This is a genomic window from Emticicia sp., assembly GCF_043780375.1.
GTDB lineage: Bacteria > Bacteroidota > Bacteroidia > Cytophagales > Spirosomataceae > Emticicia.
This window is the reverse complement of sequence record NZ_JAYWCU010000115.1, coordinates 60,825-74,000: the sequence shown is the minus strand read 5'-3', so window position 1 is coordinate 74,000 and position 13,176 is coordinate 60,825. Positions and strand designations below refer to the sequence as shown.

At 37.6% G+C, this 13,176-nt stretch carries 9 protein-coding genes; 7 read left to right on the top strand and 2 right to left on the bottom strand.

Annotated features, from left to right (window positions below):
- Window positions 1–651: cupin domain-containing protein (locus ACH2CJ_RS08660; RefSeq protein WP_394992119.1), on the bottom strand; the 651-nt coding region annotated here is incomplete at its 3' end.
- Window positions 652–952: 301 nt separating this feature from the next.
- Here ACH2CJ_RS08660 and ACH2CJ_RS08655 point away from each other — a divergent pair.
- From ACH2CJ_RS08655 to ACH2CJ_RS08630, 6 genes are all read left to right on the top strand, one after another.
- Window positions 953–4,006, top strand: a complete 3,054-nt coding sequence (locus ACH2CJ_RS08655) for a SusC/RagA family TonB-linked outer membrane protein (protein WP_394992117.1) — start codon at window positions 953–955, stop codon at window positions 4,004–4,006.
- Between the two features lie 13 nt (window positions 4,007–4,019).
- Window positions 4,020–5,690, top strand: coding sequence for a RagB/SusD family nutrient uptake outer membrane protein (locus ACH2CJ_RS08650; protein ID WP_394992115.1), 1,671 nt, complete (start codon window positions 4,020–4,022; stop codon window positions 5,688–5,690).
- Window positions 5,691–5,886: 196 nt separating this feature from the next.
- Window positions 5,887–6,471 (top strand): DUF1080 domain-containing protein, encoded by a 585-nt coding sequence (locus ACH2CJ_RS08645; RefSeq protein ID WP_394992113.1) that lies wholly within the window; start codon window positions 5,887–5,889, stop codon window positions 6,469–6,471.
- 56 nt (window positions 6,472–6,527) lie between these two features.
- A complete protein-coding gene (locus ACH2CJ_RS08640) occupies window positions 6,528–7,412 on the top strand; it encodes a sugar phosphate isomerase/epimerase family protein (protein ID WP_394992112.1) in 885 nt (294 codons plus the stop codon).
- Window positions 7,413–7,643: 231 nt separating this feature from the next.
- A complete protein-coding gene (locus tag ACH2CJ_RS08635; protein WP_394992110.1) occupies window positions 7,644–9,008 on the top strand; it encodes a DUF1080 domain-containing protein in 1,365 nt (454 codons plus the stop codon).
- A 45-nt stretch (window positions 9,009–9,053) separates the two neighbouring features.
- Window positions 9,054–10,424: a Gfo/Idh/MocA family protein gene (locus ACH2CJ_RS08630; protein ID WP_394992108.1), complete on the top strand. Its 1,371-nt coding sequence runs from the start codon at window positions 9,054–9,056 to the stop codon at window positions 10,422–10,424.
- 54 nt (window positions 10,425–10,478) lie between these two features.
- Here the strand turns inward: ACH2CJ_RS08630 and ACH2CJ_RS08625 are convergent, their stop codons facing one another.
- On the bottom strand, window positions 10,479–12,026 hold the full coding sequence (locus tag ACH2CJ_RS08625; RefSeq protein WP_394992106.1) for a long-chain fatty acid--CoA ligase: 1,548 nt from the start codon (window positions 12,024–12,026) through the stop codon (window positions 10,479–10,481).
- 234 nt (window positions 12,027–12,260) lie between these two features.
- On the opposite strand from ACH2CJ_RS08625, the gene ACH2CJ_RS08620 reads away from it, so the two are divergent.
- Window positions 12,261–13,112: a DUF2911 domain-containing protein gene (locus ACH2CJ_RS08620; RefSeq protein ID WP_394992104.1), complete on the top strand. Its 852-nt coding sequence runs from the start codon at window positions 12,261–12,263 to the stop codon at window positions 13,110–13,112.
- Window positions 13,113–13,176 lie beyond the last annotated feature (64 nt).

Here is a 13,176-nt window from a genome sequence, read left to right as displayed (position 1 = left end):
ACTAAATGCCGACTCGCTCATATTTGCCAAGTCTGCCACATCTTTCAACTGAATTTCTTCTTGATATTTTAGCATCACAAACTCAAAAACCTTGTTCATGCGAGCCGAATCAACTTCATTCCGTAGCGATATAGGGTTAGTTGTGAGGTCTTGTTTGTCTTCGCTTTCGCACAGAATCGTAAGAATAGCTATCATTTCTAATAAACGAGCCATTCCTACCAAATTTGGCAAATTTTTAAATTTAGGCGTAACTTTCTCGACCGTTTTTTCGCCAAAGCTTAGGCCTCTTTTAGACCGTTCCAAAAGTGCCTTAATTGCCTGACTTTCGGGTAGTTGCAAAAACTTGTCTCCCAAAAATTCTTCCAAAAAATGAATAACCAATGACCTTGCTTTTAGAGTAGAATCTTTTGAGTAAAATTCATCATCATTGCGGTAATAATGAGGCAAATAAGAGCCAATCATGCAAAGGTCTCCCGTTTTAAAGTCGGTGATACTACTCCCAACAAATCGCTTACCAGTGCTTTCTAAAACCAAAACGATTTCATATTCAGGATGATAATGCCATGGCGTAGAAAAATATGGCGTGTCCTGAACAAATAAATTGAATGAGGAATCGGTAGGATTCGATATCTTTAGTAATTGGGGTTTCATCTTTTTATCATTTTTGGTCATTCGGCAAGCTTTCATTTCCACTTTTTATCAAAGTGAAAATTTGAACACCAAACAACAAAATGTGAATAAGTATTACATTTCAGCAGCTAAATTACTATATCTTAACGTCTCTTGCTCAAAGTTCAGCATAATTCGTCAAAAAAATATTAGAAATTGATTAAATTTTAGTGGCGAAAAGTATAATTAAGAATTAATTTTGTAACTATTCTAATTATAATTTTACTTTTTTTAAGTTAAAGTATTTTTATCCTTTATTTATTTAACCCTCTATTAATTGAGTATGAAACAATTACTACAAAAAGTATTGCTTGGGTTTACTGTCTTATTAAGCTGGCAGTTTGCACAAGCTCAAGGCCGAGCTATCTCGGGGAAAGTATCTGACACGGGTGGCTCTCCATTGCCAGGTGTTAGTGTTACGGTAAAAGGCACTACACAAGGTGCTATTACAGACGCTGCTGGTAAATTTAGTACACAAGTAGCTAACAACGCTATATTGGTATTTAGTTACATTGGCTACAAAGCACAAGAGGTAAAAGTAGGCAGCCAATCAACTGTGGATGTAAGTTTAGAAGATGATGCCGCCTCGTTGAATGAGGTGGTTGTAGTTGGATATGGCTCGCAAAAGAAGAGCCAGTTGACAGGTTCTATTTCTTCAGTAAGTGGAAAAGAAATTGCTGAACTACCCATCACTAATGCTCGCCAAGCCTTGCAAGGTCGTGCCGCAGGTGTAGATGTAACCCAAGCGGGGTCGAAGCCAGGGGGGGGGGCACAAATCCGTATTAGAGGAAGAAGGTCTTTCAATGCTTCGAATGACCCATTATACGTGGTGGACGGAATCCCGCTTTCAAGTGGCATAGACGACATTAATCCCAGTGATATTACGTCAATGGAAGTTTTGAAAGATGCCTCTGCAACAGCAATTTATGGTTCAAGAGGCTCTAACGGGGTTGTTATTATTACTACAAAAAGAGGTAAAGCAGGCAAAACACAAATTTCGTGGGATTCATACGTAGGAGCAAATGCTGTACTGGGCAAAACGGGTGTAATGAATGGTGAGCAGTTTGCAGAGTATAAACGTGAGTCCAGAAGGTCAGTTGGTCAATATCCTTTGGGAACTGTAACAGAAGCCGATGATGCCAAAATTTTTGAACCAAGAGAAGTAGCAAACATAAAAGCAGGAACTTCTACTGATTACGTAGATGCCATGCTACGAGGCGGAACCATTCAAAGCCACCAGTTAGGCTTTTCGGGTGGAGATGCAAAAACTAATTTTAATATCTCAGGTAACTTATTTCAAGATATCGGCGTAATTAAAAAACAGGATTTCACGAGATATACTTTCAGAGTAAACATAGACCACAAGCTAAATAATAAGTTAAAAATTGGTATTTCTTCTTTATTTGTGGGAAGCAAACGTAACGGAGAGTTTTATAACCCAATGGGCGGTGCTTTTCAAGAAAACCCTTTGGGAAAACCGTTTAATGATGATGGAACACTAAGTTTTTTGCCAACCAACGATGGACTTAGAACCAACCCGCTTGCCGAAATCGTAGATGGAGCACAGGTAGATGAAACCAAAAGATACCGAACTTTTAATAGTATATATGGCGAGTGGGATATAGCCAAAGGACTCAAATACAGAGTAAACTTTGGACCAGATTTTACCTTTGGCAGAAATGGTAGGTTTACTGGTGCTTTTACAAATGCTAACCGAGGAGGAAATGCTACGGGTAGTACATCAGAAGAAATTCGATTAAATTATACCGTAGAAAACATACTTACCTACAATAAGACATTCAAAGCGATTCATAATCTGAATGTTACGGCTCTTCAATCGTACCAGAAAGAAAGGTTGGAGGGAACTTCGATTTCTGTAAATGGTGTACCCGCCGAAACCCAACAATATTATAGATTAGGAGACGCAAGCCAGATTACGGGGGCTAACACAGGTCTAACAGAATGGGCTTTATTGTCTTACATGGGAAGAGTAAACTATGACTACAAGGAAAAGTATTTAATTACTGCTACTTTAAGAGCCGATGGTTCGTCTCGATTTGGTGCCAATACAAAATGGGGTTATTTTCCGTCAGTTGCATTTGGTTGGAATATTACAAAGGAGAATTTCTTGAAAGACGTTAAGTTCATTGACCAACTAAAACTTCGTTTGAGCTACGGAACCATCGGTAATACGGGTATAAATCCCTACCAAACTCAGGCTTTGTTAGGTCGTACTTCTTATGCTTGGGATAATACTCCCGCTTATGGATACAGACCTGGCTCTATAGGAAATCCAGACCTCAAATGGGAAAACTCAACTACTGCCAACGCTGGTTTAGATTTTAGTTTATTTGGCAGTAAAATTTCGGGTACTTTGGAAGTATATGAAACTAATACAACAGATTTGTTGGCACCACAACCTTTGCCAACTTCTACAGGCTTTGGCGGATTTACAACTAATATCGGGCAAACCCGCAACCGAGGAATTGAACTTACCTTAGGAACCACAAATATTGACCGTGGAGGCTTTGTCTGGACGACTGATTTTATTTTTAATAAAAACAAAGAAGCCATTATCGAACTTGCCAATGGCAAAGTAGATGATATAGCCGCTGGTCGTTTTATAGGGGAGCCTTTAACGGTATTTTATGATTTGAAAAAAATAGGTATTTGGCAAAAAGACCAAGCCGATGAAGCCGCAAAGTATGGCGATAAGGTGGGTCAAATCAGAATCGAAGACATCAAAGGAAGAGATGCCGCTGGTAATTTGATAGACGGTCCTGACGGGAAAATTAACGCCGACGACCGTCAGATTTTGGGTTCTGCCGTTCCAAATTTTGTGATAGGCATGACCAACAGGTTTACTTATAAAAGCTTTGACTTTTCATTCTTTTTATATGCACGTGCTGGTCAGTTTATCAGAAGTCGTTTTCACAATGATTTTAATCAATTGGCAGGTAGATATAATAACCTAAACATTAATTATTGGACGCCTAATAACCCTACAAATGAGTTCCCGCAGCCCGTAGTTACGCAAGAATTTCCTAAATACAATTCATCTTTGTTGTATTTCGATGGTTCTTTCATAAAGGTTAGGAATATCAATTTAGGCTATAATGTTCCTTCTGCGATTTGTTCAAAAATGAAAATGGAAAGCCTTAGAATATTTACTAGTATTCAACAACCTTTTATTTTTGCACAATATCGTAGCAAATATAAAGGTATTGACCCTGAAACCTATGTAGATGGAGAAACAGGTGTAGGCGGGGGAGACGTAAACGCAAACGTTTCACCAGCAATAAGAACAATCACCTTTGGTTTAAATGTTAAATTCTAATATTTATAGAAAAATGAAATTATCAAGATATATACAATCAAAATACAGTAGAATTGGATTTCTATTTTTAGCCTTATTAGGCTCGCAAGCTTGTAGTGATATACTGGAAGAAAGTGTTGTTTCTAACGTTCCAAATGCTTACATCAATACCCCCAAAGGATTAGATGATGCTGTAGCCGCAGCGTATAATACGCTTAGAACATGGTACGGCACGGAGGCAGGTAATAACTTTACTATTTTTGGTACTGACACTTATACTAACGGTGCCGATGGAAGTTGGAAATTTATGAATACTTATACCAACGATTTCGATACTCGCAATGGGCATGTTCAACAAATTTGGGACGAATTTTATAGGGGTATTAATACTTGCAATGCCATCTTAGATCGTTCAAAAGATATTAATGGTGTGGCTGAAACTGTCAAAAAACAAAGGATAGCGGAAGCAAAATTTATTAGAGCTCATCATTATTTTTTGCTAACTCAACTCTTCGGAGGGGTAGATTTAAGACTTACAGAAACTTTAGCTCCAACAAAAATAGTAAAGAGAGCGACGGTAGCCGACCAATATACCCAGATTATCAAAGATTTAATGGAAGCCATTCCAGACTTGGAAGCAAAGGCAAAGTCTGCCCAATACGGTAGAGTTACAAAGCCAGCCGCCGAAAATCTTTTAGGAAAAGTGTATTTGACCAAAGCAACGTCTGAAGCAAAAGCCACAGATGATTTCGCTAAGGCTATTCCGTTGTTTCAAAGTGTGATTAGCAACTATGGCTTAAAATTATTGCCTGATTTTGCTGCTGTGCATCGCTTAGGGAATGAAATCAACGATGAAATTATCATGTCGGTGCAATACACGAGAGATCCACTTACCAATGGTGGAGGTAATAATGCTCACGTGTTTTTCTTGATGGAATATGATACTCAGTCAGGAATGCAACGAGATACAGAAAACGGACGACCGTTTAAAAGATACCGTCCTACGGCTTATACCTATGAAGTTGTATTCAAAGATAGAGAAAACGACAGCAGATATAAGAAAACATTCAATGATACCTTCCTATCTAATAATCCAGGGTCTTATAATACGTTTTTTGATACGTCCAAGCCAAGAGTAACTTATGCTTTGGGGGATACTACCATATTTTTGCCAGGATTTGAAATGTCTGTTGCCGAAAGAGCAAAAAGGAAATACCAAGTTTTAGTGCCGAGCAGATATGACGAACGCCTTTTCTTGGGTTTAAGAAAACAAATGGACCCAGCTCGAATAGATAGAACCCAGTTTGAAGGGGGAAGAGATTATTTTATGATGCGTTTGGCTGATACCTATTTAATGTTAGCCGAAGCTCAGATACGGGCTGGAAACCGAGTAGATGCCGCAAAAAACATAAATGTAGTAAGAGCAAGAGCTGCGTGGCCTGGAAAAGTTGCTGAAATGCAAATAACAGATGCCCAAGCCACAATGGATTTTATATATGAAGAGCGTGAACGTGAGCTAATTGGTGAGCAATTTCGATGGTTCGACTTGAAGCGTTGGGGTAATTTGTTGGAAAGAGTAAAAAAATTCAATCCGCAAGCAGCCCCAAACATAAAAGACTACCACGTTTTGCGACCTATTCCCCAAACTCAAATTGATAGAGCTGAGGGTGGAGCTACTTCATTTGCTCAAAACCCAGGGTATTAATTAGTAGTTTTGTTTCATCAAAGTTTAATGGAGAGACTCCTCCACTTCGAGGAGTTCTCTCTTTTTTACAAAAAGACTATAAAATAAAAGTGCCACAACTAATTATTGTCACTGATAAGTTGTGGCACTTTTGTATAAAAAACCCTACCGTCTCTAAAGTTTGTTACTGACTCAATTAACCTTAAATTTTTGTGTAATGCTAAATAAAATAATCTTAATTCTGCTTCTCTCTGTTTCGGTTTTTGCTCAAAAGCCTAAGATGAAGAAGATTTTTAATGGTAAAGACCTGAAAGGATGGATTGTGCCTGATGACAAAAATTGTTGGACGGTAGAAGACGGCTTACTAAAAGTAAAAAGCGAACCAACTAAAAAAGGATCTATACTTTGGACAGAAAATAAGTACGAAGATTTTATAATCCAAGTTGATTTTAAAATGGGCGACGGTCGGGTAGATTCTGGGATTTTCTTGAAGTCTGAATTAAATCAAGTACAAATCGGAATTTCTGGTTCTTTAAAAAGAGACATGACTGCTTCGCCATACGTAATCGGGAAAATGTATCCTAAAGAAGCAACCAAAGTGAAGGATATTTTGAAAATGGAAGATTGGAATACTATGAAGGTGAAAGTAGTAGGAAAAAATTATCAGGTTTGGCTAAATGGCATTGAAGTGATGGACTATACCACTGAAAGTATTCCTGAAAGTGGACCAATTGGTTTGCAATTACATCCAGGAAACGAGATGTCAATATATTACAAAAACTTGTCTGTTGCTAAACTTTAATTCTTTTTGGCTATAAATAATATCCTATCACTCAACCACTTAAACCCTTCAAAACTATGAACAGAAGAGATTTTCTTACACAAGCATCAATACTTACGGCTTCTTCTTTTTTGTCTTTAGAAGCACTTGCTGCAAAATCTAAATTCAAAATTGCATATTCGGCTATCACATGGAGCGGAAATGATTTGGTTGCTATCAGCGATATTGCGGCATTAGGTTTTAAAGGAATTCAATTAAGAGCAAATACTTACGCTCCTTTCAAAGATAAACCTCAAGATTTGAAAGACACTTTAGATAAAAATAAGTTGTCATTAGCGATGTTTTCGAGTGGAAATGTGAGTATTCAAAATGACATTTCTAAAGATATTGAAACACATCTCAATCATGCTAAATTCATCAAAGCTTTAGGTGGAAAATCTTTGCAAATAACCAATACTTCTCGTCCGAAAGACCGCCTTCCAACAACCGAAGAATTGAAGAAGTACGCTAAAAATATGAGTGAAGTTGCAAAAGTTGTGAAAGGTGAAACAGGAATTCAGCCTTCATATCACAACCACATGGGGCAACTTGGCGAAACGCCCGAAGAAGTTGATATTATCTTCAATGAAATGAACCACGACTATATTTTGGCTTTGCTCGATGTGGCCCATTATAAACAAGGTGGTGGAAACCCCGCTGAGGCTGTAATAAAATACAAAGATATTCTTTATGCAACACACATAAAAGATACAAAAGTATCTGATGGCAAGTCGGGTTATCAATTTGTTGAGTTAGGACAGGGAAGAGTAGATTTTCCTGCTGTTTTTAACGCTTTAGAAAAAATAAAATTCAAAGGATGGAATATTATAGAACTGGATGCTGTACCAGTAAAAGGCCGTACGGCTCTTGAATGTGGGCAAACAAGTAAAAAATATTTGGAGTCGATAAATGTAAAATTTTAAGACAAAGTCATAACTAATATTTTTATTAAAGCGGCTGAGATGCAATCTTTGCCGCTTTTTGTTTTACCAACTTTTAGTTCATATCAGATCAAACATCAGATTTGGCATCAAAAAATAATTTTTAGTCAATTAAATATCAAAATTTTAATAATTTTAGTTAAATAGGTATTAGATTGGTATTCGTTAAATGACTAATTTTGAATCATTATTCAACCCCATATTTCCTCCCAAATGAAAAAGAAAATAATTTTCACGCTCATTTATTCACTTGTTTTATCTTTCACTCATTCACAATTAGTTCATGCCCAAAAATGGGCAAATCTTTTCAATGGCAAAGACCTTAAAGGCTGGAAACAACTCAACGGAAAAGCAAAATACAGCATCGAAAATGGCGAAATTGTAGGTACTACCGTAGCCAATACTCCTAACTCTTTTCTTTGTACCGAACAGGAATATGGCGATTTTATCTTGGAATTAGACTTAAAAGTCGATAACTCAATGAATTCTGGTGTACAATTCCGAAGTTTGTCAAAAGCTGATTATCAAAATGGTCGTGTGCATGGCTACCAAGCAGAAGTTGACCCTTCTGACCGAGCTTGGTCGGGTGGCATTTATGACGAAGCTCGCCGTGATTGGTTATATATTCCAAACATGAATACGGAAGGTAAGAAAGCATTCAAGAAAAGTCAATGGAATCATTATCGCATCGAAGCGATTGGAAGTACGATTCGCACTTTTATTAATGGAATTCCAACTGCTTATTTGATTGACGACATGACCGCCAAAGGTTTTATTGCTTTGCAAGTTCATGCTATCGGAAAAGAACAAAAAGAAGGCACACAAATTCGTTGGAAAAATATCAAAATCCAAACCGAAAATCTCAAAGCAAGTCCAACTGATAATTGTCCTGTGGTAAACTTGGTACTAAATAATCTTTCAACCCAAGAGCAAGCACAAGGTTTCAAAATGCTTTTCAACGGAAAAGATTTTACAGGTTGGAGAGCTGTTCATGGAACAAAAATGCCCGAAAAACATTGGAGCGTTGTAGATGGAACAATCAACGTAAGCCCATCTGATGGCTCAGAAACTGGCAATGATATTGTAACAAATGAACTATATGGTGCTTTTGAGCTTGTTTTTGAATTCAAACTGAGCGAAGGAGCCAACTCTGGTGTGAAATATTTTATCAATGAAAGTTTCGATTCTGGTGGAAAATCAGGTGTCGGTTTAGAATACCAAGTTTTAGACGACGAACGCCACCCAGATGCCAAATTAGGTGCAGCTGGCAATCGTACAATGGCAAGTTTGTACGATTTGATTCCATCTTATAAATTAGATAAACGTTTCCAACGTAAAATTGGCGAATGGAATCAAGCAAGAGTAATTGTTTATCCAAACAATATTGTTCAGCATTGGCTCAATGGTTTCAAAGTCTTAGAATACGAACGTAAAAGCAATATTTTTAATGTTTTGGTGGCTCGTAGCAAATACGAAAAATACAAAGGTTTCGGAGCTGGCGATAAAGGAAATATCTTGATTCAAGATCATGGCAATAATGTTTCGTTTAAGAATATGAAGATTAGAGAAATTAAGTAATATATAAAACAATACCCGTCAATAACATTCAATCAATATAAAAATATGACAACTCGTAGAGATTTTATTATCAAATCGGTCATTGCAAGTGCTGGCGTTGCCGTTGGAGGTTCTGCCTTCGGAAAACCGACTGGTAGCTTTTCAGCAAAAAGTTATAACAAAATCATCGGTGCAAACGACCGTGTGCGTGTAGGAACAATCGGTTTTTCAGACCGCCACCGTTCTTCTCACGTAGGGCCGTTCAAAGAACTTGCCAAGAGTATGAACTTTGAAATGGTAGCCGTATCAGACTTATGGAGTCGCCGCCGTGAAGAAGGTAAAGCATTTTACCAAAAACAATTGGGTTCAGACGTAAAAGCATTCAGAAACAATGAAGAATTGTACGATGCTAAAATGGTTGATGCGGTATTTATGAGTACCGCCGATTTTCAACATGCCATGCACACCGTAGAGGCTGTGAAAGCAGGTTGTGATGTGTATGCTGAAAAACCATTGGCAGAAACAATGTCGGATGCTCGTGCAGTATTGAAAGCTGTTAAAGATTCAGGCAAAATCGTTCAAATTGGCTCGCAACGCCGCAGTGGAGCAAACTATTTTGCTGCCGAAGATTTTATCAAATCTGGTAAATTTGGGCCAATCGTGATGGTTGAATTGATGTGGAATGTAAACCAACCAGAGCGTTGGAGAAGACCAGAATTAGTGAAAGATTTGAAAGAAGCTGACATTGATTGGAAACGTTATTTGATGAATCGCCCATTTGAGGCATTCGATCCACGTAAATATTTAGAATATCGTCTTTTCTGGCCTTATTCATCAGGAATTCCTGGGCAATGGATGAGTCACCAAATTGATACGGTTCATTGGTTTAGTGGACTTGCTCACCCAAGAAGTGCCGTTGCTAATGGAGGAATCTACCAATGGAAAGATGGTCGTACCAATGCCGATACAATGACGGTTGTGTTCGACTATGGCCCAGCAAATGACCCAAAAACAGGTTTCCAAGTACAGTTCACTTCTCGTTTCTCAAATGCGGCTGGTGATACTAAAGAATTGTATTACTCTAATGGTGGTATGATTAACTTGGATACCAACGAAATTTCTTCAACGGGTGGCTTGACTGAAGGTCATGCAAAAACAATGGGAATGAAGGCAAATCTATTGCCAAAAATGACCTTACAAGGCGATAAAGTAGCAAGCGATGCGAATACTGGCAATGACCCTTTGACATTCAACCACATCAAAAATTGGATGGAATGTGTACGTAGCCGCAAAACGCCAAATGCTCCGATTGAAGCAGGTTATTCGCATTCAATTGCCAACATCATGGCAACTGCCGCTTATCGTACGGGTATGAAGGTAACTTTTGATGAAAAAACACAAGAAGTAATGGCTGGTGGAAAGCCATTTAAATATTGATTTTACAGACCGAATATATTTTGTAGGGGTTCAAATTTTGAACCCCTATTATTTTTATTTTCGTAATTCTCGCTTCAAAATTTTTCCCGAAGCCCCCATTGGAAGAGTGTTCATAAATTCTACTACACGAGGGTATTTATAAGAAGCGATTCGCTCTTTTGTCCAAGAAATTAGTTCTCTTTCCGAAATTTCCATTTCGGCTTTTAGTACAACACAAGCCTTTATTTCTTCGCCATATTCGTCGTGGGCAATGCCAATAACTGCCACCATCGAAATAGCCGAATGTTGAATCATCACTTCCTCAACTTCTCGTGGATATACATTATAGCCGCCACGAATTATCATATCTTTGGTACGGTCAACGATAAAATAGTAGCCGTCATCATCTCTGATACCAATATCTCCCGAATGTAGCCAACCATTAATAATCGTTTCGGCATTTGCATCGGGGCGTTTGTAGTAGCCTTTCATTACATTATGCCCACGATAACAAATTTCTCCTTTTTCATTTGCTCCAAGTTCGTTGCCATTTTCGTCTTTTATACAAACTTCAACTCCCCACACTGGTGTTCCAACAGACCCAGGTTTACGCACTCGGTCGGGATGATTAAAAGTTACCACAGGTGAGCCTTCCGACATTCCATAGCCTTCTAAAATCTCCACTTCAAATTTCGCTTCAAAATCTTTCAACACTTGTACAGGCAAGGCAGCACCTCCTGATAAACACTTACGAAGGGTGCTTTTGATCGCTTGTAAATCAAATTTATGCATTTCAGGATAACTCAACAATCCCCAATACATGGTTGGCACTCCTGCAAAATGTGTAATTTTTTCATTTTGAAGTAAATTAAGCACCATTTCTGCTTCAAATCTTGGTACAAGCACTGCCGTAGCACCTCGGTAAATACTGGCAATCATGCCTACTACTTGACCAAAAATATGGAATAACGGCAGCACCAACATCACTTTATCATTGTAGCCCAAATCTTGCAAATCTTTACTCAAATTAGCATTCAAGAAAAGATTTGAGTGGGTCAGCTCCGCTCCTTTTGGCCGACCTGTTGTTCCAGAAGTATAAATTATGACCGCTGTATCGTCGGGTGAAGTAAAATAACTTTGAAATTTAGGCGATTGTCCCGCCATTAACATTCCCATTGTTTTTGTGCCTTCAATGGGTGAACTATCGGCAGGAGAGGGCGTAATTATAAAGAAATTTTGACACGAATCGGTCATTTCAAAACCTGCGTAACCCTCTTGTCCCATCGGCATTTCGGGTGTTCCAACGAAGCAAAAGTAGGCTTTCGCATCAGAATCTTGCAAATGATAAGCAATTTCATGACGTTTCAGCAAAACGCTTAATGGCACAACTGTTGCACCAGTTTTCAAAATTGCAAAATAAATCATCGGAAAATGAGGCAAATTAGGGCAAGTCAAAGCTACTTTATCGCCATGACCGATGCCGATATTTTTCAAACCATTGGCAACTTGATTCGTTGCTGCATCCAATTGGCTAAATGTAATGCGTTTATCTGCAAAAATTAAGGCTTCTTTGTTAGGAGAATTGTGAGCATGATGCTCCAAAATAGTTGATAAATTAAACATAGCGTAACATGATTGTTTTTTAGTGCAATTTATAGATTAAATTGTATTTTGAAAATATTTTACCACTAAAAACTTAACTAAAATTCTCTATTTTAGACCCTTTTTCTTTGTACGAAAGGGTTGTTAGGAGTTGTCAATAGCTTCAAACCATAAAAAACTAGTCTAAAACATTATTCCAACAAAAGATATGTCTTAACTTTACATCAAAATACTAACCTCAAAACAATATTAATAATGAATTGCTTGGGATCTAAACTAATTTTAATTTTTACTTTTATATCAATTCAGGGTTTTGCCCAAATAAATACACCTGCGGCAAGTCCATCAGCAATGCTCACACAAACGCTCGGACTTACCAAAATAACTGTTGATTATAGTCGCCCTTCGGTAAAAGGTCGCAAGATTTTTGGCGATTTGGTACCTTATGCAAAAATATGGCGTACAGGTGCAAACAAAATTACATCTGTCAAATTCGATGATGATGTATTGGTTAATGGAGCGATTCTGAAAAGAGGAAGCTATGGTCTTTATACGATTCCAGGGAAAAGCGATTGGATGATAATCTTCAATAGTGATGATAAACAATGGGGTTCTTATGGCTACGATATAAAAAAAGACATTATTCGATTCAATGTTCAGCCTATTCAACCACAAGAATTTACCGAACAAATGACCATTGATTTTGTAGAATTTACCCCAACAAGTGCTTTTTTATCAATCAAATGGGAAAGTACCGAGGTTAGATTTAAAATTGAACAAAAAGTTGAAGAAAAAATCATGGCAGAAATTGCCGAAAAAACATCAAAAACAGAGGTAACGAGTGATACTTATTTTTCGGCAGCAGATTATTATTACCAAAAAGGCATTAAACTTGATGAAGCATTAGGCTGGGCAAATAAAGTGTTAGAAAAAAGTAAAGAATATTGGACGTACCAGTTAGTAGCTCGAATTGCAGCCAAACAAAATAATTGTATTGTGGCAATTCCGAACGCTGAAAAATCGATGGAGTTGGCAAAAAAAGCAGGTGATGATGCTTATATTAAGTTAAATCAATTGGTTTTGAGTCAATGTAAAAAGACTTATTAAATTAATGATAAATGTAAAATGGTGAATGGTTAATTAAAAAAAATCGTTATCATTTCTACGAAGT